Origin of the sequence: Stenotrophomonas sp. CCNWLW57 (assembly GCF_037203925.1) — a bacterium.
GTDB lineage: Bacteria > Pseudomonadota > Gammaproteobacteria > Xanthomonadales > Xanthomonadaceae > Stenotrophomonas > Stenotrophomonas rhizophila_A.
Window position 1 is genome coordinate 323,873 of the sequence record NZ_JBBCBJ010000002.1, and the last position, 22,857, is coordinate 346,729.

21 protein-coding genes are annotated in these 22,857 nt (G+C 67.3%); 8 read left to right on the plus strand and 13 right to left on the minus strand.

The window, feature by feature from the left end:
* Position 1: 1 nt before the first annotated feature.
* The 3 genes from V9K91_RS06280 to V9K91_RS06290 form a co-directional block, all read right to left on the minus strand.
* On the minus strand, positions 2-1,195 hold the full coding sequence (locus V9K91_RS06280) for an argininosuccinate synthase (RefSeq protein ID WP_093532460.1): 1,194 nt from the start codon (positions 1,193-1,195) through the stop codon (positions 2-4).
* A gap of 53 nt (positions 1,196-1,248) precedes the next feature.
* Positions 1,249-2,259 carry an N-acetylornithine carbamoyltransferase gene (locus V9K91_RS06285; RefSeq protein WP_068853217.1) on the minus strand — a complete coding sequence of 337 codons (1,011 nt, stop codon included), beginning with the start codon at positions 2,257-2,259 and terminating at the stop codon, positions 1,249-1,251.
* Between the two features lie 278 nt (positions 2,260-2,537).
* Positions 2,538-3,098 carry a hypothetical protein gene (locus V9K91_RS06290; protein WP_336443293.1) on the minus strand — a complete coding sequence of 187 codons (561 nt, stop codon included), beginning with the start codon at positions 3,096-3,098 and terminating at the stop codon, positions 2,538-2,540.
* A 208-nt stretch (positions 3,099-3,306) separates the two neighbouring features.
* On the opposite strand from V9K91_RS06290, the gene cysS reads away from it, so the two are divergent.
* The 3 genes from cysS (at position 3,307) to V9K91_RS06305 (ending at position 6,444) form a co-directional block, all read left to right on the plus strand.
* Entirely contained in the window at positions 3,307-4,677 is a 1,371-nt protein-coding gene (cysS, locus tag V9K91_RS06295) for a cysteine--tRNA ligase (RefSeq protein WP_336443292.1), read from the plus strand.
* Positions 4,678-4,750: 73 nt separating this feature from the next.
* Positions 4,751-5,194, plus strand: a complete 444-nt coding sequence (locus tag V9K91_RS06300) for a SufE family protein (protein WP_093532579.1) — start codon at positions 4,751-4,753, stop codon at positions 5,192-5,194.
* Complete coding sequence (locus tag V9K91_RS06305; RefSeq protein WP_093532457.1) at positions 5,191-6,444, plus strand: MFS transporter; 1,254 nt, start codon at positions 5,191-5,193, stop codon at positions 6,442-6,444. The genes V9K91_RS06300 and V9K91_RS06305 overlap by 4 nt, the downstream gene beginning before the upstream one ends.
* A gap of 63 nt (positions 6,445-6,507) precedes the next feature.
* Here V9K91_RS06305 and dksA read toward each other — a convergent pair whose 3' ends face one another.
* Positions 6,508-7,743, minus strand: a complete 1,236-nt coding sequence (gene dksA / locus V9K91_RS06310) for an RNA polymerase-binding protein DksA (protein WP_249832815.1) — start codon at positions 7,741-7,743, stop codon at positions 6,508-6,510.
* Between the two features lie 271 nt (positions 7,744-8,014).
* Here dksA and yidD point away from each other — a divergent pair, with 271 nt between their 5' ends.
* Genes yidD through V9K91_RS06325 form a run of 3 tightly spaced genes read left to right on the plus strand, consistent with a single transcriptional unit; the run spans position 8,015 to position 10,462 of the window.
* Positions 8,015-8,269: a membrane protein insertion efficiency factor YidD gene (yidD, locus tag V9K91_RS06315; RefSeq protein WP_184126588.1), complete on the plus strand. Its 255-nt coding sequence runs from the start codon at positions 8,015-8,017 to the stop codon at positions 8,267-8,269.
* 1 nt (position 8,270) lies between these two features.
* Entirely contained in the window at positions 8,271-9,617 is a 1,347-nt protein-coding gene (locus tag V9K91_RS06320; protein WP_093532455.1) for a dihydroorotase, read from the plus strand.
* Positions 9,617-10,462 (plus strand): M23 family metallopeptidase, encoded by an 846-nt coding sequence (locus tag V9K91_RS06325; protein WP_068853233.1) that lies wholly within the window; start codon positions 9,617-9,619, stop codon positions 10,460-10,462. The genes V9K91_RS06320 and V9K91_RS06325 overlap by 1 nt, the downstream gene beginning before the upstream one ends.
* 240 nt (positions 10,463-10,702) lie before the next feature.
* Here V9K91_RS06325 and V9K91_RS06330 read toward each other — a convergent pair whose 3' ends face one another.
* The 5 genes from V9K91_RS06330 to efp form a co-directional block, all read right to left on the minus strand.
* Positions 10,703-11,410: a squalene/phytoene synthase family protein gene (locus tag V9K91_RS06330; RefSeq protein WP_249832816.1), complete on the minus strand. Its 708-nt coding sequence runs from the start codon at positions 11,408-11,410 to the stop codon at positions 10,703-10,705.
* Positions 11,411-11,532: 122 nt separating this feature from the next.
* Positions 11,533-12,222, minus strand: a complete 690-nt coding sequence (locus V9K91_RS06335) for a phosphoglycolate phosphatase (protein ID WP_336443338.1) — start codon at positions 12,220-12,222, stop codon at positions 11,533-11,535.
* A complete protein-coding gene (ubiG, locus tag V9K91_RS06340) occupies positions 12,206-12,937 on the minus strand; it encodes a bifunctional 2-polyprenyl-6-hydroxyphenol methylase/3-demethylubiquinol 3-O-methyltransferase UbiG (protein ID WP_068853241.1) in 732 nt (243 codons plus the stop codon). Before ubiG ends, V9K91_RS06335 begins: the two co-directional genes overlap by 17 nt.
* Before the next feature lie 33 nt (positions 12,938-12,970).
* Positions 12,971-14,314, minus strand: a complete 1,344-nt coding sequence (locus tag V9K91_RS06345; protein ID WP_068853249.1) for a TRZ/ATZ family hydrolase — start codon at positions 14,312-14,314, stop codon at positions 12,971-12,973.
* Between the two features lie 174 nt (positions 14,315-14,488).
* The gene (gene efp / locus V9K91_RS06350) at positions 14,489-15,058 is read right to left on the minus strand and encodes an elongation factor P (RefSeq protein ID WP_093532450.1); all 570 of its coding nucleotides are present in this window, start codon (positions 15,056-15,058) and stop codon (positions 14,489-14,491) included.
* A gap of 69 nt (positions 15,059-15,127) precedes the next feature.
* Between efp and epmB the strand changes: the two genes are divergently transcribed.
* Complete coding sequence (gene epmB / locus V9K91_RS06355; protein ID WP_336443291.1) at positions 15,128-16,156, plus strand: EF-P beta-lysylation protein EpmB; 1,029 nt, start codon at positions 15,128-15,130, stop codon at positions 16,154-16,156.
* Positions 16,157-16,429: 273 nt separating this feature from the next.
* On the opposite strand, the gene V9K91_RS06360 is transcribed toward epmB, so the two are convergent.
* Genes V9K91_RS06360 through V9K91_RS06370 form a run of 3 tightly spaced genes read right to left on the minus strand, consistent with a single transcriptional unit; the run spans position 16,430 to position 20,339 of the window.
* Entirely contained in the window at positions 16,430-18,556 is a 2,127-nt protein-coding gene (locus V9K91_RS06360; protein ID WP_217536380.1) for an EAL domain-containing protein, read from the minus strand.
* Complete coding sequence (locus tag V9K91_RS06365) at positions 18,553-19,512, minus strand: phosphate/phosphite/phosphonate ABC transporter substrate-binding protein (RefSeq protein WP_095362827.1); 960 nt, start codon at positions 19,510-19,512, stop codon at positions 18,553-18,555. The genes V9K91_RS06360 and V9K91_RS06365 overlap by 4 nt, the downstream gene beginning before the upstream one ends.
* A 56-nt stretch (positions 19,513-19,568) precedes the next feature.
* On the minus strand, positions 19,569-20,339 hold the full coding sequence (locus tag V9K91_RS06370) for an RNA methyltransferase (protein ID WP_093532577.1): 771 nt from the start codon (positions 20,337-20,339) through the stop codon (positions 19,569-19,571).
* A gap of 121 nt (positions 20,340-20,460) precedes the next feature.
* On the opposite strand from V9K91_RS06370, the gene V9K91_RS06375 reads away from it, so the two are divergent.
* Complete coding sequence (locus V9K91_RS06375; RefSeq protein ID WP_068853263.1) at positions 20,461-21,288, plus strand: inositol monophosphatase family protein; 828 nt, start codon at positions 20,461-20,463, stop codon at positions 21,286-21,288.
* Between the two features lie 633 nt (positions 21,289-21,921).
* On the opposite strand, the gene htpX is transcribed toward V9K91_RS06375, so the two are convergent.
* Complete coding sequence (gene htpX / locus V9K91_RS06380; protein ID WP_068853266.1) at positions 21,922-22,794, minus strand: protease HtpX; 873 nt, start codon at positions 22,792-22,794, stop codon at positions 21,922-21,924.
* Between the last annotated feature and the right edge of the window lie 63 nt (positions 22,795-22,857).

Consider the following 22,857-nt stretch of genomic DNA (forward strand, 5'->3'; position numbering starts at 1 on the left):
CTCAGCGGTTTACTTGCGCGTACAGGGTGCTGCTCATGCCGAACAGCTTGATGAAGCCTTCGGCCTCCTCCACGCCCCAGTCGGCCGACTGCGCGTAGGTGGCGCCCTTGGTGTTGAGCAGGTGCGGCGACTTCACCGCCACCGCATCGACGCGGCCGCCACGGGTTTCCAGCACCACTTCGCCGTTGACCTTGGCCTGCGAGGACTTCAGGAACGCTTCGATGTCGGTCTTGAGCGGGTCGTGGTAGAAGCCTTCGTACACCAGCTCCACCCACTTGCGCGCCACGTCCGGCTTGAAGCGGTTCTGCTGCTTGGTCAGCACCGCATCTTCCAGCGCGCGGTGCGCGGCCAGCAGCGAGACCAGCCCCGGGGCTTCGAACACGATGCGGCCCTTCAGGCCGATCACGGTGTCGCCGGTGTACACGCCACGGCCCACGCCGTACGGCGCGAACAGCTTGTTGAGCTGGGCCAGGATCTGCTCGCCCGGCAGCGCCTTGCCATTGAGTTCAACCGCTTCGCCTTCGACGAACTTCAGGGTGACGGTAAGCGCTTCTGCCGGCCATTCGCTGCGCGGCGCGCACCAGCCGCGGGCACCTTCGCCCGGGGCTTCCCAACGGTCGATCTCGCCGCCCGACATGGTCAGGCCGAGCAGGTTTTCGTTGATGGTGTAGGCCTGCTGCTTGGCGCGCACGCCGAAGCCGCGTTCTTCCAGGTACTTCTGCTCGTAGGCGCGGGTCTGGGTGTGTTCCTTCTGGATTTCACGGATCGGCGCGACGATCTGGTAATCGCCCAGCGCCTTCACGGCCAGGTCGAAGCGGACCTGGTCGTTGCCCATGCCGGTGCAGCCGTGGGCGATGATGTTGGTGCCCAGTTCGGCGGCGCGCTTGAGCGCGGCATCGACAATCAGGTAGCGGTCCGACACCAGCAGCGGGTACTGGCCCTGGTAGCCTTCGCCGGCCCACACGAACGGCTTGACGAACCCCTTCCAGATGGCCGGGCCACCGTCGACGGTGACGTGGCTGGTGACGCCCAGTTCGGCGGCACGCTTTTCGATGAAATCACGCTCTTCGTCATCCACGCCGCCGGTGTCGGCGAACACGGTGTGCACGTTGTAGCCGCGCTCCTGCAGGTAGGGCACGCAGAAGCTGGTGTCGAGTCCGCCGGAGAAGGCCAGGACGATGTCTTTCTTGCTCATGGGGGTCGGGTCCGAAGTGGGGGTCTATAGGAAAAATGGGGTGAAACGCGCGATTACCGGCCGGCCAACGCCGACATGATGGCCTTCTGCACGTGCAGGCGGTTTTCCGCTTCGTTGATGGCGATGCACTGCGCCGAATCCATCACGCCGTCGGTGGCCTTGACGTTGCGGCGCAGCGGCAGGCAATGGCTGAACACGCCGTTGTTGGTCAGGGCCATCTTGGCTTCGTCGACGATGAAGTGCTTGTACTGGTCGCGGATGGGCTTTTCCGGTTCCCAGTTGCCGAAGAACGGCAGCGCGCCCCAGCTCTTGGCGTACACCACGTCGGCGCCACTGTAGGCGCTGGCAATGTCGTGGCTGATCTTCAGCGAACCGCCGTTCTCGGCCACGTTCTGCTCGGCCCAGCCCATGTAGCGGTCATCGAGGATGTAATCGGCGGTCGGGCACAGCAGGGTCACGTCCATGCCCATGCGGGTGGCGATGGTCAGGGCCGAGTTGGCCACGGCGGTGTTGAGCGGCTTGGGGTGGTAGGTCCAGGTCAGCACGTACTTCTTGCCGCGCAGGTCCTGGGTGCCGAAGTGTTCCTGCAGCGCCATCACGTGGGCCAGTTCCTGGCACGGGTGGGTGATGGTCTCCATGTTGATCACCGGTACCGGCGAGTACTTCGCGAACGCCTTGAGCACGATGTCCTCACGGTCCTGCGCCCAGTCGATGAACTTCGGGAATGCGCGCACGCCGATCAGGTCGACATAGCGGCCCAGCACCTTGGCCACTTCGGCGATGTGCTCTTCGGTGTCGCCGTCCATCACCGTGCCGAGGTTGAACTCGATCGGCCATGCATCCTTGCCCGGCTGCAGCACGATCGCGTGCCCACCCAGCTGGAAGGCGCCCAGTTCGAAGCTGGTGCGGGTGCGCATGGACGGGTTGAAGAACACCAGGGCAATCGATTTGCCCTTGAGCTCGTCGCCCAGCTTGTTGCGCTTGAACAACGCGGCCTGGGTCAGCAGGGCATCCAGCTCGGTACGGCTCCAATCCTGGGTGTTCAGGAAGTGCTTCAGGGACATCGATCGATCCTTTGAGGCGGGTTTCAATGGAAGAAAGGGTACAAATGCAACTTTTCAGATCGTAGAAACGAAAAAACCCAGCGCGGGGGCTGGGTTTTCCGAACAGACAGCACGAAGCTCCGGTTACCCAGCGAAAATGTGGGGTTCCGGTCGGCGGGCACGCGACGTCATGCCCGTAGCCATACGGGCGGCGCTGGTGTCGTGCTGGAAGTCGGTGAGTTTCATGGCCGCCCATCTTTGCATGTGATCGGGCACGGCGCAAGGCCTGAACCGACGGTTCAGGGATTTGCCGCGCTGCTCTGCTCCGCTCCCACCCACGGGGTGATAGAGACGCGGATCTTGAGCCGGTTGCCGGGGTCTTCGGGCAGGCGCGAGCGGTACTTGGTGCCCTTGTAGACGTAATCCACGTCATAGGCGATGGGCCGGCGGAACTCGCGGCCGACCGGGATGATGCGGCAATCGCGGGTCAACAGCGGGCCGTTGTTGGCGGCCGGGGCTTCCACGACGGGGGCCATGTCTTCGGTGCTGCCGTCTTCACGCTTGAAGATGGAGCGGACCGAATCCATGAAACGGCCGAACCGGCCCTTCTCTTCCTGCGGCTCTTCGCCGGTGACGTTGACCGGGGCCAGGGTCCGGGTGGATACCGGTTCGCAATGTTCCTCGGTGCGGGTGGCCCGCAGGGTCTGGAACACCGGCTCCACGTTGAGCACCTGCGCGTAGTCGAACTTCACGTTCTCCACGATCACCACCCGGTTACGGACCTCGGCGTCCTGGGCGCACGCCATGAAAGCGGCGCTCCCCAGCAGGCAGGTCAGCGTCAGCAACGAAGCGGATTTCATTGGCAACAGGAAAGAGGACAAGGCGGATAGTGTAGGCAGTGCGTGGCACAAGGGGCTGAACATTACCCTTCCGCGACGCTTCTGCCCATACCGAACCGTGTCGTTTGCGAAATCAGGGGGCAACGGGCGGCGCCCCGGGGCCGGCGCTGGGGGCCGTTGTGATCTAAAATCGAAGGCTTGCCCCTACTCCGCCCGGCCCTACGCCCCCATGACCCTGCGCCTGCACAACAACCTGACACGCCAGCTCGAACCGTTCACCCCGCTCGATCCGACCTGTCCGACCCTGTATGTGTGCGGCCCCACGGTCTACAACTACGTCCATATCGGCAACGCCCGGGGCCCGGTGGTGTTCGGGGTGCTGGCCGACCTGCTGCGGCGCCGCTTCGGCGGGCTGCGCTACGCCCGCAACATCACCGACGTGGACGACAAGATCAACACGGCCGCGCGCGAGCAGGGCGTGCCGATTTCGGCCATCACCGACCGCTTCGCCGCCGCCTACCGTGAAGACATGGCCGCGCTGGGCGTGGTGCCGCCGGACATCGAGCCGGAAGCCACCGCGCACATCCCGCACATCATCACCATGATCGAGCAGCTGATCGCGGCCGGCCACGCCTACGCGGCCGAGGGCCACGTGCTGTTCTCGGTGCCCTCCTACGCCGACTACGGCAAGCTCTCGCGCCGCGACCCGGACGAGATGCTGGCCGGGGCGCGGGTGGACGTGGCCCCGTACAAGCGCGACCCGGGCGACTTCGTGCTGTGGAAGCCCTCCAGCGACGACCTGCCGGGCTGGGAATCGCCCTGGGGCCGGGGCCGTCCGGGCTGGCACATCGAGTGCTCGGCGATGGCCGCCGCGCACCTGGGGCCGACCATCGACATCCATGCCGGTGGCGTGGACCTGCAGTTCCCGCACCACGAAAACGAGATCGCGCAGAGCGAGTGCGCCCACGGCGGGCAGACCTTCGCCCGGTTCTGGCTGCACAACGGCATGCTCAATTTCGGCGGTGCCAAGATGAGCAAGTCGATCGGCAACATCGAGCGGGTCCACGACCTGGTCCGCCAGCACGCCCCGGAGGCGCTGCGGCTGGCGCTGCTGTCGGCCCATTACCGGCAGCCGCTGGACTGGTCCGATGCGCTGATCGAGCAGTCGGTGCGTACCCTGGACCGCCTTTACGGCACCCTGCGCGACCTGGCCGACGTGGCCGCGACCCCGGCCATCCCGGCCGAGATCGAGGCGGCGCTGGACGATGACCTGAACACCCCGCAGGCGCTGGCCGAGCTGGCCCGGCTGGGCGCGGAAGCGCGCCGCGCCGAACCGGCCGACAAGGCCGGCTGGAAATCGGCCCTGCTGGGCGCCGGGCAGGCGCTGGGGCTGCTGCAGCAGGACCCGGCTGCGTGGTTCGGCACCAGCGGCGGCGACGCCGATGATGACGCGCGCATCCAGGCGCTGATCGACGAGCGCGCCGCGGCCAAGCAGGCCCGCGATTTCGCCCGTTCCGATGCGATCCGTGGCCAGCTGGCCGCAGCGGGCATTGTGCTGGAAGACACCGCGCAGGGCGTGCGCTGGTCACGCAAGCGTTGAAAGGCCGCCCGACCAACGGTCGGGCGCTACCGTCGGGTTGGCCCGACGTTCCGTAACAACTGTAGAGATGGCTGTGATCGATTCCCCGTTCCCGATTGAACCCACCGCTGCCGACGCGCAGGCCGCCATTGCCGAGGAATTCGCGTTCTTCGGCGACTGGTCCGAGCGTTACCAGTACCTGATCGACCTGGGCCGCAAGCTGCCGGTGTTCCCGGACGCATGGAAAACCGAGGAACACCGCCTGCTGGGTTGCCAGTCGATGGTGTGGATCGTGCCGGAGGGCAACGCCGATACGCTGCGCTTCCATGCGATCAGTGATTCGGCGATCGTCTCGGGCCTGATCTACCTGGCGCTGCGGGTGTATTCGGGGCGTTCGGCGGCCGAGATCCTGGCCACCGAGCCGACCTACATCCAGGACATCGGGCTGTCGCGGCACCTGTCGCCGACCCGCAGCAACGGGGTGGCGGCGATGCTGGCCTTCATCCGTGAGACCGCCCAGGCGCAGTCGGCGCCGTGAGTTCGCCTGCCCCTTCCGAAGCCGCCGAGAGCGCGCTGGGCCTGCTCACGCGGCCGGGTTTTTCGCTGCTGCTGGCGTACCGCATCCTGGCGATGCTGTCCTACCAGATCGTGGCGGTCACGGTGGGCTGGCATATCTACGAAGTCACCCGCAACCCGTTCTCGCTGGGACTGGTCGGGCTGGCCGAGGTGCTGCCGTTCTTCTGCGTGGCGCCGTTCGCCGGCTACCTGGTGGACCACCTGCCGCGCCGCCGGCTGGGCATGGTGGCGTGCAGCGGGCTGGTGCTGACGGCGGTGGTGCTGACGGCAGTGGCGGAGGGCTGGCTGCCGTTCCACGGGGTGTGGCCGATCTATGCGGCGGTGGCGATGACCGGCATGGTGCGGGCGTTCCTGTCGCCTATCTACAACGCGCTGTTCGCGCGTGTGCTGGAACGCCACCAGTTCGCGCGTGGCGCGGGGCTGGGGTCGGTGGTGTTCCAGGCGGGCATGGTGGTGGGCCCGGCACTGGGCGGCGGGCTGGTGGCCTGGGGCGGCAAGAGCCTGTCCTACGGGGTGGCGGTGGCGGCGGCGCTGGGCGCCTTGGGCTGCCTGGCCATGCTGCGGGTCTCCGAGCCGGTGCACACCGGGCCGGCGGCGCCGATCTTCAAGAGCATCGCCGAGGGCGGCCGCTTCGTGCTGGGCAACCGCATCATGGTCGGCGCGATGGCGCTGGATATGTTTTCGGTGCTGCTGGGCGGGGTGGTGGCGATGCTGCCGGCGTTCCTGCACGAGATCCTGCACCACGGTCCGGAAGGGCTGGGCATCCTGCGCGCGGCACCGGCACTGGGCTCGGTGTGCGTGGGCCTGTGGCTGGCGCGCCGGCCGCTGCAGCGCCATGCGGGGCGGGTGCTGCTGTTCGCGGTGGCCGGGTTCGGGTTGTGCGTGATCGGCTTCGGGCTGTCGCACAGCTTCTGGCTGTCGGCGGTGATCCTGCTGTTCTACGGGGCGTTCGACGGGGTGTCGGTGGTGATCCGTTCGACCATCCTGCAGCTGGCCACGCCGGAAGAAATGCGCGGGCGGGTGTCATCGATCAACGGCATTTTCATCAGCTCGTCCAACGAGCTGGGCGCGTTCTACGCGGGCACGATGGCCAAGCTGCTGGGCCTGGTGCCGGCAGTGGTGCTGGGTGGGTTTGCGGTATTGAGCGTTGCCGGGATCACCGCCTGGAAGAACCCGACCCTGCGCCGGTTGAATCTGCGCGATCTGCAGTAACCGCAAACGGCAACAAAAAACCCGGCCTTGGCCGGGTTTTTTGATTGGATCCACGACCTGCGATCAGTCGCCCTGCTGCTTCTGCAGGTGCTCCCAACGCTCCTGGGCATCGATGGTGCGTTCGGCGGTCAGGCGCGCTTCGAGGCGGTCCAGGCCGATTTCTTCGCCGGTGTCGACGCAGAAACCGTAGTCACCGTCTTCCAGACGCTTGAGCGTGCTGTTGATCTTGCCGATCAGCTTGCGGTAGCGGTCGCGGGTACGCAGTTCCAGCGAGTTCTCGGTCTCGCGGGTGGCGCGCTCGGCTTCGTCGCCGATGTCACGCACTTCTTCCTGCAGGTTGGCGATGGTCTGCTTGGATTCCTCGACCAGTTCATTGCGCCAGTGCTGCAGGCGCTGGCGGAAATACTCCAGCTGCAGCGGGCTCATGTACTCCTCTTCCGCGCTCGGCTTGTAGCCGTCGGGCAGGATCGGACGACCGGTGGCTTCGTCAGTCTTGTACTCGACCACCTTGACCTTGGTGCGCGGGGCCGGGGCGGACGAACGCGCTGCCACGGCAACGGCGACCTTGCCAACCGGACGCGACACGGGCTTGGGGGCGGATTCGGATTTCACGGGAGTTTTTGCAGGCGATTTCGAAACGGGCACGGGATTCTTGTTTTGCGGGGCTTTTGGCGCGGGGGCTGCCGCCACCGGCTTCGGCGCGGGCGCCGGAGCTGGAGCAGGCTTGGCCGCGGCCTTGGCCGGGACAGACTTGGCCGGTGCCGGCGGTGCCGGCTTCGGTGCGGACTTCACTACGGGTGCTGCAACCGGCTTGGCAGCCGGCTTGGTTGCTGCCGGCTTGGTGGCCGGCTTGGCGGCCTTTGCCGGCTTGGCCGGTGCAGGCTTGGCAACCGCTTTTTTCGCCGGCGCGGTCTTGGCCGCCGGCGTTACGGATTTCTTGGCCACAGGCTTGCTGGCGGGCGCGGCCTTTTTCACCGGCGCCTGGGCAGCCTTCGGCGGCTGTGCAGCTTTAGCGACGGGCTTCCTGGCCGCGGCCTTCTTGGCCACCGGCTTGGTTGCCGCCTTTTTTACCGGCGCTTTCACCGGCGACTTGGCGACCACCTTCTTGGCGGGGGCTTTCTTGGCCGCCGCTTTCTTCACGGGTGCCGTCCTGGCCGCCGGTTGTTTGGATGCAGGCTTGCCCGCCGGCTTTGCGGCCGGTTTTTTGGCAACGGTCTTGGCCGCCAACTTCTTAGCAACAGGCTTGGCGGTTTTCTTGGCGGCCTGGACGGCCTTCTTTGCAGTTTTTTTAGCAGCCACGAAACGCTCTTCCTTGGTTTCCCCGGGGCCCGGGAAAGCGGGCCTTTATAGCCTACCCGACCAGCAGCAGCAACCACTCCGCCCACTCCGTTCAGTTGGAGAACACAGCGGTGTGTGGCCGTTCCCCCGCCGGGGCGGAACGACCTGCGCAGTTCGGAACCTGACCCGGCGATGGCGCCGGGGCGGCCCCGCCGCGCACCAGCGCGGACGGGTCCAACACCCCATCCTGCGACAAATGCGGCCTTCATGCCAACTGCTCTAAGATTGGGGGGTGATCTCCCACCTGCTCATTGCCCTGTTGCGCTTCTACAAGCGCTTCATCAGCCCCCTGCTTGGGCCGCGCTGCCGGTTCATGCCGAGCTGTTCTGAATACGCCATGCAAGCCATCGCCACGCATGGCCCTGCGCGTGGCAGCTGGCTGGCCGCGCGCCGGCTGGGGCGCTGCCACCCCTTCCATCCCGGTGGCGTGGACGAGGTGCCGCCGCGCACCGGCCACGCCGATTGCCGCTGCACAGGAAAACACTGAAATGCCCTCCACGCTCATCGTCAACGCCCGCATGGTCAACGAAGGCCGCATCTTCGACGGCGACCTGCGCATCGACAACGGCCGCATCGCGCAGATCGGCACCGGCCTGCAGCCGCAGGACGGCGATACGGTGGTCGATGCCGCCGGCCGCTGGCTGCTGCCCGGGATGATCGACGACCAGGTGCACTTCCGCGAACCCGGCCTGACCCACAAGGGCGACATCGCCACCGAATCGGCGGCCGCGGTGGCCGGTGGCCTGACCAGCTTCATGGACATGCCCAACACCAATCCGCCGACGCTGAACGCGGCGGCGCTGCAGGCCAAGTACGACAGTGCCGCCGGTCGCGCGCGCGCCAACTATGGTTTCTACATGGGCGCCAGCAACGACAACCTGGCCGACATCAAACTGGTGGATCCCAAGACCTCGCCCGGTATCAAGGTATTCATGGGCGCCTCCACCGGCAACATGCTGGTGGACAACCCGGAAACGCTGGACGCGATCTTCAAGTACGCCCCCACGCCGATCATCACGCACTGCGAAGACACCCCGATGATCGACGCCAAGGCGAAGGAATACGCCGAAAAGTACGGCGATGCGCTCAGCGCGGAACAGCACCCGGACATCCGCTCGCGCGAGGCCTGCCTGAAGTCGTCGGAGCTGGCGGTGGCGCTGGCGAAGAAGCACGGCACCCGCCTGCACGTGCTGCACATTTCCACCGCCGATGAGCTGAAGCTGTTCGAGAAGGGCCCGCTGATCCGTGCCGATGGCAGCCGCAAGCAGATCACCGCCGAAACCTGCATCCACTTCCTGCGCTTTGACCGCACCGATTACGCGCGGTTGGGCAACCTGATCAAGTGCAACCCGGCGATCAAGGAAGTGAGCGACCGCGAGGCGCTGACGCAGGCGGTGGCCGACAACGTGATCGACGTGCTGGCCACCGACCACGCCCCGCACACCTGGGAAGAAAAGCAGAAGCCGTACGCGCAGGCGCCGTCCGGCCTGCCGCTGGTGCAGTACGCGCTGGTGGCTGCGCTGGAGCTGGTGCACGAAGGCAAGCTGGAGATCACCCAGGTGGTGCAGAAGTTCGCGCACGCCCCGGCACAGCTGTTCGATGTGAGCCAGCGCGGCTACCTGCGCGAAGGCTACTGGGCCGACCTGGTGCTGGTGGAAGACGTGCCGTTCACCGTGAAGCGCGAAGACGTGCTGTCCAAGTGCGCGTGGTCGCCGTTTGAGGGCATGACCTTCCGTTCGCGCGTGGCCTCGACCTGGGTCAACGGCCAGCTGGCCTGGGATGGCACCCAGCTGGTGGGCGCGCCGAATGGCCAGCGCATGAGCTACGACCGCTGATGCGGGCAACCGTGTTGGGCCTGGGCCTGCTGGCCCTGGCCCCGGTGGCCGTGATCGGCCTGCTGCCCTCGCCCGCGCAGGCCCAGGCCGACGCGCGCGTGGTGTTCCCGGCCAGCGCGTCGCAGGGTGCGATGGTGATCGGCAAGGTGCCGGCCGGCAGCGCGGTGCAGTACGCCGGCCGCACGCTGCGGGTGAGCGGTTACGGCAGCGTGGTGTTCGGGATCGGGCGCGATGAGAAGGGCCCGCTGCAGGTCCAGGTGCAGCGCCCCGATGGCGGCAGCGAAACGGTGAGCATCGCGGTGACCCCGCGTGATTGGCCGGTGGAGCGCGTCAACGGCGTGCCGCCCAAGACCGTGAACCCGCCGCCGGCGATTGCCGAGCGGATCAAGCGCGAGCAGGCGCAGGTGACCGCAGCGCGGGCGCGCGATGACAACCGCGCCGATTTCGCCCAGGCCTTCATCTGGCCAGTGCAGGGCCGCATCAGCGGCCGCTTCGGCAATGCGCGGGTGTACAACGGGCAGCCCGGTTCCGGGCATTCGGGAATGGATATCGCGGTGCCGACCGGCACCCCGGTGAAGGCGCCGGCCGCTGGCGTGGTGACGTTCGCCGGACCGGATCTGTACCTCACCGGCGGCACGTTGCTGCTGGATCACGGGTTCGGGATCAGCTCGAACTTCCTGCACCTGTCGCGGATCGACGTGAAGGTCGGCGACCGCGTCGAGCAGGGCCAGGTGATTGCCGCCGTCGGCGCGACCGGCCGTGCGACCGGTCCGCACCTGCATTGGGGCATGAACTGGTTCGATACGCGGATTGACCCGCTGCTGGTGCTCGAACGCGGGAAGTAACCTGAAACGCGGGAGTGACCGGCTGATGGCCGGCGACCTGATGATGCGAGACGGAGCGGTAGGGTCGGTCGACAGACGACCGCCGACAGCGAAGCAACATCCGGTAACGCATGACCTGAAACGAAGGCGCCTCTCCGGCACAGGTCATGCGTCCCAGCGCCGATCATCATGGTCGGCAGTCGTTTGGGAACCGACTCTACCGACGGCGCGCCACGCCCCGCGCCGCCCGCCGACGGCACGTCACCCGCGCGCGGCCCACCAGGTGCGCAGCAGCGTGCGCACCGGAGTGGCCTTGAGGTCGCGGCCTTGTGACCACGCCTGCTGGCGCGCGCGCGCCAGCGAGGCGTACAGGCGGCGCGGGCGCGGGCCCGCCACGCGGGCCGGCCACTGCCGCACCAGCTGCTGCGCCCAACGCTGCGTGGCATCGCCATCGGCCTGCGCCAGCAGCGAACGCGGCACTGCAGCCACACCCGCTTCGTGCAGGCGCTGGGCGAGGGTCTGCAGCACCACCGGGGTGGCCACGTCGCCGCGCGCCGGGGTAGCGAACATCACCGCTTCTACTGCGGCCACGGCGGCGCCGTAGGCCTGCAGGGCGCGCTGCGCGTGCGCCGGGTCCACGGGAACGGCGCGCGCTTCGATCAGGTCCGGCAGGGCCTGCGCCAGTTCACCCCACGGTGCACGCACGGGCTCCAGCACGCGGCCCAGCGGATGGCGCGAACGCTGCCCGGCCCAGCTGCGCAGCTCCTCGCCCCACCACGCCAGCTTGGCGTCCGCCGGCATCGGGTCGCCGGCGATGTTGAGGATGTCGTCGAATTCCTGCAGCAGCGCGAACCACGCCACCACCAGGGTGCGCTGGGATTCGGCGATGAACGGTTCGGCCACCTGCCATTCCGGCCAGCGGGTCCGCCATTTGTCGAGGAAGCTGTCGAGGGCGGTGGAGGTGGTCATCAGGGGATTCCTTGGGGAGCGCGTATCGACCAACGGTCGATACCTACCAGTGTTGTTTGACGCGCGGTTTGACCGGCGTCAGGGTGATGCCCGGCGACCCGTGGGCCGGCCAACGGCCGGCGCTACCGGCGGGCGTCTGGCCAGGCGTCGGCGTGCTGCAGCGCTTCCGGCTGTTCGACCATGACCTCCGCGCCCCAGGCCAGCGGGTCGTCGGCGTCCAGGCGGTAGCCCCACAGGGCGGCGACCGAGGCCATGCCGGCGGCGTTGGCGGCGACGATGTCGCGCTCGTCATCGCCGACGTAGATGCAGGTGCCCGGGTCGATGCCCATCCGCTCGGCGGCGGCCAGCAGCGGCAGCGGGTGCGGCTTGCGCTGGGCCAGGGTGTCGCCGCCGATCAGCACCGCGCAGCGGGTTTCCCAGCCCAGCTGCGGCAGGATCAGCCGTGCGAGGTATTCGGGCTTGTTGGTGACGATGCCCCAGGCACAGCCTGCGGCCTCCAGCGCGTCGAGCATGCCGGCCACGCCATCGAACAGCACCGCGTGCTGGCCGATCAGCGCTTCGTAGCGATCCAGGAACTCGGGCACCAGCGCATCACGCGCCTCCTGCCCCAGTTCGGGAAACGCCACGGCCACCATCGCCCGCGACCCCTTGGACACCACCGGGCGCAACGCCTCCAGCGTGATCGGGGCGCGTTCGCGTGCGGCCAGCATCGCATTGGCGGTGGCCAGCATGTCCGGCGCACTGTCGAGCAGCGTGCCGTCCAGGTCGAACAGCACCGCCTGCGGAAAACCGGACTCAGCCACGGCCGTCAGCGTCGGGCTTGACCGCGTGGGCCAGGTAGTTGATGTCGGTGCGCGAGCTCAACCGCGCGCGGTTGCGCCACGGCTCGTAGGCCATGCCGCTGACATCGCGCAGGTTGAAATCCGCTTCGCGCAGCCACTTGCCCAGCTCGGCCGGCTTGATGAAATCCTGGTAATGGTGCGTGCCCTTGGGCAGCAGGCGCGCGATGTATTCGGCCCCGACGATGGCCACGGCGAACGCAGCCGGGGTGCGGTTGACGGTCGACAGGAACAGCTGGCCGCCCGGCTTGAGCAGGCGGTGGCAGGCGGCGATGATCGCGCCCGGGTCCGGCACGTGTTCCAGCATTTCCATGCAGGTGACCACGTCGAAGCTGCCCGGCTGTTCGGCGGCGAGGTCTTCGGCGGCCTGCACGCGGTAGTCCACCGTGACGCCCGACTCCAGCCCGTGCAGGCGGGCGACCTTGACCAGCTCCGGGGCCAGGTCGATGGCGGTCACGTCGGCGCCGGCCTGGGCCAGCGCTTCGCTGAGCAGGCCGCCGCCGCAGCCGATGTCGAGCACGCGCGCACCGCGCAGCGTGACCCGGTCCGCAACGTACTTCAGGCGCACCGGGTTCAGTGCGTGCAACGGCTTCTGCGGACCGTCAGCGTCCCACCAGCGGTTGGCGAGCGCGGCGAACTTGTCCAGCTCGGCCTGGTCGAAATTGGTGGAAGCGTGGGGGGCGTTCATGGCTGTCCTTTTCGCGCCTCAGGCGCGTGCATATCAATGACGAGCGTGACGAATGCGCTCGCGCCACTGGCGGGCGTTGGCGACGATGGCGGCGGTATCCATGCCGACCAGCTCGCGCTGGACCAGCTTGGGCTGCCCGGCAATCCAGACATCGCTGACCTGGTGGCGGCCGGCGGCATACACCAGCTGCGAAAGCACGTGGTGCAGCGGCTGGGTTTCCAGCGCCGACAGGTCCACGCAGACCAGGTCGGCCTGCTTGCCCACTTCGATCGAGCCGATGCGGTCGCCGAAGCCCAGCGCGCGTGCGCCGCCCAGGGTGGCCGCACGCAGCGTGGTGGCCGCGTCCAGCGCGGTGGCATCGTTGGCCACGGCCTTGGCCAGGATCGCCGCGGTGCGGTTTTCGCTGAACATGTCCAGGTCGTTGTTGCTGGCGCAGCCATCGGTGCCGATCGCCAGGTTGACCCCGGCGCGCTGCAGGGCGCAGGCCGGGCAGAACCCGGAGGCCAGCTTGAGGTTGGATTCGGGGCAATGCACCACGCTCACGCCGCGTTCGGCGCAGAGGTGGATTTCCGCTTCGGTCAGCTGGGTCATGTGCACCGCGATCAGGCGGTCGTTGACCAGCCCCAGGCGGTCCAGCCGCGCCAGCGGGCGCTGGCCGTGCAGCTTGATCGAATCGCTGATTTCCTGGGCGGTTTCATGCGTGTGCAGGTGCACCTGCATGTCCAGCTGGTCGGACAGCATGCGCACGCGTTCGAAGTTGGCGTCGTTGACGGTGTACGGCGCGTGCGGGGCGAACGAAGTGCCGATCAGCGGGTCGTTGCGCCACTGGTCGTGCAGCTCGCCAGCCTTGGCGAAGTACTCGTCGTCGGTCTTGGCCCAGGCGGTGGGGAAATCGATGATCACCGCGCCGACCAGCGCACGGAAGCCGTGCTGCTTGTAGACCGCCGCCTGGACGTCGGCGAAGAAGTAGTTTTCGTTGGCGCAGGTGGTGCCACCGCGCAGCATTTCAGCGATGGCCAGGGTGGTGCCATCGGCGACGAATTCCGGGCCGATCACCGCCGCTTCCACCGGCCAGATGTGCTGCTGCAGCCACACCATCAGCGGCAGGTCGTCGGCGACGCCGCGCAGCAGCGTCATCGGGTTGTGCGTATGGGCGTTGACCAGGCCGGGCATCAGCGCTGCATCGGGGCGCGAGACCACCTGGCGGGCACTGAAGCGCGCGCGCGCTTCGGCGCGCGGCAGGATCGCCACGATTTCGCTGCCGCGCACGGCCACGGCATGGTCTTCCAGCACCACCGCATGCGGTTCGATCGGGACCACGTAACCGGCTTCGATCAACAGGTCACAGGGTTCGGGAATGCGGGTGGTGTCGGTCATGCGGTCTCGCTTTGGGGGGCGGTGATCCGACGCTGCGGGATCACCGCGATGTGCGGGTGGGGTAGAGCCGACTGTCAGTCGGCTGCCGTTCGCGACGCGCGTTCAGACCCCGCCTGAAGCAGCCGACTAACAGTCGGCTCTACGTCGGCTCTACCGTAATTCGACGTCGTCGAATTACTTGCCGGCGCGTGCGGAGTACTCGCCCGAGCGGGTGTCGACCTTGATGATTTCATCCTGGTTGACGAACAGCGGCACGCGGACCACGGCGCCGGTCTCCAGGGTGGCCGGCTTGCCGCCGCCACCCGAGGTGTCGCCACGGACGCCCGGATCGGTTTCGACGATCTTCAGTTCAACGAAGTTCGGCGGCTGCACGAAGATCGGCTCGCCGTTCCACAGGGTGACGATGCAGGATTCCTCGCCCTTCAGCCACTTGTCGGCGCCGCCCATGCCGGCCTTGGTGGCCTGGAACTGCTCGAAGGATTCCGGGTCCATGAAGTGCCAGTGCTCGCCGTCGCTGTACATGAAGTCCATGTTGGTATCCACGACGTCGGCCTTCTCCACGTCGTCGGTGGCCTTCATGGTCATTTCGACCACGCGGCCCGACTTGATGAAGCGGTACTTCATGCGGGTGAAGGCCTGGCCCTTGCCCGGCTTGACGTACTCGGTCTCGGTGATGACCGCCGGTTCATTGTTGACCAGGATCTTCATCCCGTTCTTGACGTCGTTCATGCCAACAGTGGCCATGCTGAAACTCCTGAATGGGCAAACGCCGCGCAGGCGCGGCGAGCCGGATAGAATGGAAAGGCTTTCCCTATGATAACCGCAGGCCCCCATTCCATGCAGCTCTCCGCCACGCCCCTGCCCACCCCCGTCCGCTGGCAGCAGCTGTGGCGCGAGGCGGTCCGCGACCCGCGGACCCTGCTGGAACAGCTGGGGCTGGACCCGGACGCGCTGCCGGTATCGGCCGAGGCGGCCGGGCAGTTCGCGCTGCGGGTGCCGCAGGGCTTCATTGCCCGCATGCGCCACGGCGACCGCGACGACCCGCTGCTGCGCCAGGTCCTGCCGGTCACCGATGAACTGCAGCACGTGCCGGGCTTCAGCCTGGACGCGGTCGGCGACGGGCTGGCGCGCAAGGCCACCGGGGTGATCCAGAAGTACCAGGGCCGTGCCCTGCTGGTGACCACCGGCAGCTGCGCGATCAACTGCCGTTACTGCTTCCGCCGGCATTTCGACTACGGCACCGAGAACGCGGCCCGCGAGGGCTGGCGCGAGGCGGTGGACGCCATTGCGCAGGACCCGGGGATTGACGAAGTGATCCTGTCCGGCGGCGATCCGCTGTCGCTGGCCACCCACAAGCTGGTGGAGCTGACCCAGGCGCTGAAGCAGATTCCGCACCTGCGCCGCCTGCGCATCCACAGCCGCCTGCCGGTGGTGCTGCCCGAGCGGGTGGACGAGGAGCTGGTGCAGTGGATCGCCGCCCTGCCCTGGCCGGTGGCGTTCGTGATCCACGCCAACCACGCCAATGAATTCGATGCATCGGTGGATGCGGCCATGGCGCGCCTGCGCGGCGCCGGCGCCACCCTGCTCAACCAGGCAGTGCTGCTGCGCGGGGTGAACGATTCGCTGCAGGCGCTGCAGGACCTGAGCGAGCGCAGTTTTGCTGCAGGCGTGCTGCCGTATTACCTGTACCAGGTGGACCGGGTACAGGGCGTGGCGCATTTCGAGGTGGACGATGCAACGGCCAAATCGCTGCACGCGCAGCTGACGGCGCGGTTGTCGGGGTACCTGGTGCCGAAGCTGGTGCGGGAAATTTCCGGCGATTCGAGCAAACGGCCGGTGTGACGCCTGACGTATCCGGACCTCTGCACGTTACGTAACAATTCGTAGCCCCGGCCGTTGGCCGGACACCGCGCGCAGCGCGGCCCAAGCGTCCGGAGGCGGTCTCGCAACGGTTGCGGCCAACACCCCGGCGTTTGGGCGTTCCGAAGCCGCGCGTCGGGCGTTCATGACGCCCGAACGAAAAGCAGCCGGCCAACGGCCGGGGCTACGAATTGTTACGGGCCCATTGGGATCGGGATCAATCAACCAGGGGCCCGGAACATTTCCGGCGCCTTTTTATCTGCCCGATTCGATCATTTCCACGACATCGGTGGCCGTGATCGGCACGCTCAGCCAATAGCCCTGCGCCAGGTCGCAACCGCGCTGGCTCAGCAGGTCGAACTGCACTTCCTGTTCGATGCCTTCGGCCACCACGGTGATGCCCAGCGCATGGGCCATGGCGATGATCGCCGTGGTCAGGGCCAGGTCGTCCGGGTCGCGCTGCATGTCGGCGACGAAGCTCTTGTCGATCTTGACCCCGTCCACCGGCACCTGGCGCAGGTGGCTCAGCCCCGAGAAGCCGGTGCCGAAATCGTCCAGCCAGACCTTCACGCCGGTGCGGTGCAGCTTGTCCAGCAGCGCCGCGGCCAGCATCTCATCGCCGATCACCGCCGTTTCGGTCAGCTCCAGATGCAGGCGCGAGGCCGGCAGGCCGGTGTCACGCAGGCAGTCGGCCACCAGCTGGGGCAGCTCGCCGCCGCGCAGCTGGCGCGGGGATACGTTGACCGAGACGAACATGCCTTCGCCATCGGACGAATGCGGCCACTGCACCGCTTCCATGCAGGCCGCGCGCAGCACCTTCGGGCCGATCACTTCAATCAGGCCGCTCTGTTCGGCCACTTCGATGAACACCGAGGGCGGAATGGTGCCCAAAGTGGGGTGCTGCCAGCGCAGCAGCACTTCGACCCCGACCATGCGGCGGTCGCGGGTACGGAAGATGGGCTGGTAGACCAGGCGCAGCTCGCCGCGCTCCCAGGCGCCGCGCAGTTCCTGCTCCATGTGCACGCGGCGCTCCACCGCATGGTCCATGGCCCGGCTGTAATAGCGGTAGCAGTTCTTGCCGGCGACCTTGGCCTGGTACATGGCGATGTCGCCATTCTTGAGCAGGGTGGTCGCATCGGCGGCATCGTCGGGGAACAGGGTCACGCCGATGGAGGTGCCGAGGAACAGCTCGCGGCCCTGCACCACCAGCGGCTTGCTCAGTTCGCGGACCAGCAGTTCAGCCAGCTGGCGCGCGCTCGCCGCCACGTCGCCATCGCCGATCAGGATCACGAACTCGTCGCCGCCAAAGCGGGCCAGCAGCGCTTCATCGCCGCCGGCCTGGGCCACGGCCGCACTGATGCGCTGCGCGAACTGCAGCAGCGCTTCATCGCCGGCCTCGTGGCCGAGGGTGTCGTTGACGCGCTTGAAGTCGTCCATGTCGGCGAACAACAGGCCCAAGCGGTGGTTGGACGCGCGCGCGGCCATCAGCCGGTGGTCGAGCGCCTCGCGGAAGGCCAGCCGGTTGGTCAGCCCGGTCAGGGCATCGGTATAGGCCATGTGGCGCACTTCGCGGTCGTGCCGCGCAATGGCCTCGCTCATCCGGCCGAACGCACGCACCAGCTCGCCCACTTCGTCCTGGCGGTTGCTGTTGCTCAGCTGCGGCCGGTAGTCACCCGCCTCGATCTGGCGCGCGGCGGCGGCCAACCCGCGGATCGGGCCGACCAGGGTGCGCTGCACATACACGATGACCCCCGCGCCGATGGCCAGCAGCAGGCCCAGCATCAGCAGCAGCCAGCCCAGGTGGCGCTTGCCCACCTGCTGCAGGCGCTCGCCCAGGGTCAGGTTGGCCCGCTGCTCCATGGCCTGCACATCATCCAGCGCCATGCCGACGCGGACCCCGCCGATGCGCTGGTTGCCGATCATGATCGGCATGGCGTTGTCGAGCACCTTGGGCGACTGCTGCACCACCAGCTTGCGCGCGCCCACTGCCCCGGCGGCCAGCGGATCTTCCATGGGCCGGCCGAAATCGACCACTTCGGTCGAACCGTCGTGGATCAGCTTGCCGTCCTCGTCGAACACCAGCACGTAGCGCACCACCTGCTGCCGCGAGGTATTGCGCACCAGCGCACCTACCTGGGCCAGGTCGTTGTAGTACAGCGGGTTGGCCAACGCGTCGGACAGCTCGCGCGCCAGGGCCTCGCCCCGGCTGCGTACGCTGCGGTCGAACAGTTCGTGGATGACGCTGCCGCTGAGGTGCTTGACCTCCTCCTGCATCGCCGCCTGGCGCCCCAGCACCACGGCCACGATCGCCACCACCACCACCATCGCCCCGCCCATCGCCAACACGAAACGGGACTGCATTCCGGAACCCAACGGCCTCATTCCACTTCCATCCGCACGCGTGTAAGACCCTGTTTCAATTCATCCAAACGGTGCTGCATCTGCGCATCGACCCGATGGAACCCGGACGTACCAAAAAACTTCTCGAGCGCATCCTGCGCCTGCGGATCCGAGGCGGCATCCAGCAGTACCTGCTGCAACCTGTCACGCACTTTCGGGTCCAGCCCCGCCCGCACCACTTCCACCGCACGCGGGTAAGGCTCGGTGCGATGGATGGCGCGGAAGTCGCGGCGGAACGCGGCCGGAATCCGGTGCGGATCGGCCCAATCCACGCTGCTGACCGCGCCGGCATCGACCATGCCCTTGTGCACGAAGGTGGCGATGTTGGCCTCCGACCGCGCGAACACATAGCCCACCGTATCGGGCGCGGCCGCGTCGCGCGCGGACAACAGGATCTCCGGGGTGAGGCCGTTCTGCAACAGGGTCATCACCGGCACCAGATAGGCACTGGTGGAGGCCACGTTCTGCAGGGCCAGGGTGTGGCCCTTGAGGTCGGCCAGCGAGGTGATGGGGCTGTCGCGGCGCACGAAGAACACGGTCTGGTAGTCGCGCACGCCGCTGCGTTCGGTCAGCAGCAGCGGCTGGGCGCCACTGCGCAGGCCCAGGTTGACGGCGGTACCGGAGGTTTCGGTGACCCAGTCGACCCGGCCACGGCGCAGGTAGCTGGCCATCTGCTGCGCATCGGGCGCCATCAGGATGCGGCCTTCGGTGATGCCGACATCGCGCATGCGCGGGACAACGTAGTCGAGCAGGGGTTGCAGTTGCGCATAGTGTGACTTGGGGTTGTCGCTGATCCGGCCCAGCACCAGGACGTGGTCCGGGTCGGCGTGGCCTGGACGGGTGTCATCAGGGGCGGCCGCTGCGGTGCCAGCCGTCATGACGATGGCCAGACACAGCAACCCTCCCTGCAACAGCCATCGCAGTACCGGCAATCCCATCCGCTCCCCCCAAGGAATCGAGACAGCCTACCCGAAAAAGTGAGACGTGCGTCAGGTCATTCCGGTTTAGCGTTCGCCAGACGTGCCATCCGCTGGGCGTCGGCCAGAATGCCGCGCAGCAGCCGCACTTCCTGTTCGCTCAGTTCGGTGCGCAGGAACAGCCGGCGCAGTTTGCGCATGGCCGAATCCGGGGCGCGGCCCTTGTGGAAGTCGATCTCGTCCAGGGTCTGGCCGAGCTGGCCGAACAGGCCTTCGACCTGGGCGTGGCTGGCCGGCTGTTCACGATGTTCAGGATCGGCCGGCGCGGCCGCTTCCACCCCACCCAGGCTGGCCATGCGCAGCTCGTAGGCCAGCACCTGCACGGCGGCGGCGAGGTTCAGCGAGCTGAACTCCGGGTTGGAAGGAATGTGCACGGCCAGGTGGCACAGCTGCAGTTCTTCATTGGTCAGGCCGGTACGCTCGCGACCGAATACGAAGGCGACCTCGCCATCAACCTCGGCCGCCTTGGCCAAGGCGCGCTGGGCGGCCACGCCGGGCAGCAGTTCTTCCAGCTGGACGCGGCGGGCGCGGGCGGTGCAGCCGAGCACCAGCCGGCAGTCGGCCACGGCTTCGGCCAGGGTGGCCACGACCGGGGCGTCGCCCAGCACGTCCTCGGCGCCGGCCGAGCGGCGGAAGGCTTCCTCATCCAGCGGCTTTTCGGGGGCGACCAGCACCAGCCGGCCCAGCCCCATGGTCTTCATGGCACGCGCGGCGGCGCCCATGTTGCCGGGGTGCTGGGTGCCCACGAGGACGAAACGGATACGGGAGGAAGCGGATTCAGTGGACATGAACAGGCCAAACGCGAGCAGGACAGTCACAAATGGTAAACTGTGTGACCGGCCTCTGCGCCGGGACCGCTCTTTTCCCCCGCCAGTACCCCCTACTCTGCCTTTCCGGGAGCTTTTCGCCATGCAGAAACCCGCCGTCACCGTCATGGTCAAGGCCGCCCGCCTCGCCGGCAACGTCCTGTTGCGCAACATCAACAAGCTGGAGGCGTTGAACGTCGTGCAGAAGGGGCGCATGGACTATGCCAGTGAAGTCGATGCGGATGCGGAAAAGGTGATCGTCAAGGAACTCAAGCGCGCCTATCCCGAGTACGGGATCATGGGCGAGGAAGGCGGCGTGCAGGCCGTCAACCGCTACATGTGGGTCATCGACCCGCTCGACGGCACCAGCAACTACCTCCGCGGCTTCCCGCACTACTGCGTCTCCATTGCCCTGGTCGAAAACGGCGAGCCGATCGACGCGGTGATCTTCGATCCGCTCCGCAATGAACTGTTCACCGCCAGCCGTGGCGCCGGTGCGGTCCTGAACGACCGCCGCATCCGCGTGGCCGACCGCAAGGACCTGGCGGGCGCGATGATCCATACCGGTTTCGCCCCGCGCGAGCGCAACCGCACCAGCGCCCAGCTGAAGGCGGTGGACGCGCTGCTGGTCCACGCCGAAGACGTGCGCCGCACCGGTTCGGCCGCGCTGGACCTGGCCTACGTGGCCTGCGGTCGCGCCGACGCCTACTTCGAAGCGGGCGTGAAAGCCTGGGACATCGCCGCCGGCGTACTGCTGGTCCGCGAGGCCGGCGGCCGCGTCTGCGACTTCAAGGGCGCCACCCCGGGCCGCATGGACAGCCGTGGCCCGGAAACCCAGCAGATCGTGGCCGGCAACGTGAAGAACACCGACATCCTGCAGAAGGTGCTGGTCAACACCGGCTACGCTGCTGAGTTCGACGCGAAGTTCTGATCGGATTGATGTGAGATTCACGCGACGGCGCCTTCGGGCGCCGTTTTTTTTCCTCCGCGCGTAGAGCGTTGGCTGTTCCGTTGTTCCCGCGCGGGGCGAGGACGGGGATGCCCTGGCCGGACACGCGTGAACCCATCCATGGGGCTTATCGCGGCATCCATGCCGCTCAAAGTCCGGCCAGGGCATCCCCGCCCTCGCCCCCTCAGTTCTCTGCGACGACCGGATACAAGATCAAAAGCATCGCGCGAGCCCCCGCATTCTTGGCTGCTCAGCCACGCATGGCGTGGCTCTACGAAGTAACAAGTCGCTCCACAGATCGCCACCTGCCGTGGACTTCGTCACCGCCGGCGCGATCTGTCTGGGGGCGCGGGGTGGGAGGGGGTAGCGGGGCTTTGAGCAGCATGGATGCTGCGATAAGCCCCATGGATGGGTTCACGCGTGCCCCGCTACCCCCTCCCACCCCGCGCCCCCGCGCGCAGAGAATGAAAACGCTAGTGCCCCCAGCGCGGGAAGCCCGGCAGGCGAAGGCTTTCTGCATTGCGCACCGACCAACGGTCGGTACCTACCAATGCCGGAAAAAGAAAACGCCCGACCAACCGGCCGGGCGCTTCATTCAAACCAACCACTACTGGATCAGGCCACGGTGTTGCTCGCGGCCTTCAGCGCGGCAATACGCTCTTCCAGCGGCGGGTGGCTCAGGAACAGTTTCTTGGCAGTGGCGCCGGCGATGCCGAACGCGGCGATCTGGGTCGGCAGGGTGCTCTGACCGTGATTGAGCTTCAGACGTTCCAGTGCAGCGATCATCTTCTGGCGGCCGGCCAGGTGCGCACCGCCCGCGTCGGCGCGGAACTCGCGATGGCGCGAGAACCACATGGCGATCATGGTCGCGAACAGGCCGAACACCATTTCCAGCACGAACACGATGATGAAGTAGGCAAAGCCGCGGCCGCCGCCTTCGCGGTTGCCCGACAGCGCACTGTCGATGATGCCGCCGACCACGCGCGCCAGGACGATCACGAACGTGTTGAGCACGCCCTGCAGCAGCGCCATGGTGATCATGTCACCGTTGGCCACGTGCGCGATTTCATGGCCCAGTACCGCCTCGGCCTCGTCCTCGCTCATGTTCTGCAGCAGGCCCGTGGAGACCGCCACCAGCGCGTTGTTGCGGTTGGCACCGGTCGCGAACGCGTTGATTTCCGGGCCGTCATAGACTGCCACTTCCGGCATGCCGATACCGGCTTCGCGCGCCTGGCGCTCCACGGTGGCCAGCAGCCAGCGCTCGGTCTGGTTGCGCGGCTCGGTGATCACTACCGCGCCGGTGGAACGCTTGGCCATCCACTTGGACAGCAGCAGCGAGATCAGCGACCCGCCGAAGCCGAAGATGGCCGCAACCACCAGCAGGCCGCTCATGCTTGCCGGATCGATACCGGCCAGGCGCATTACGAAGCCTGCCAGGATCAACACGGCGAAGTTGGTCGCGAGGAACAGGGCAATACGACTGAACATGGGAAAAGGACGCTTTAAGGTGGGTGTTGGTGCAAATCTGCGGGGACTTCATGTTGAATTCAA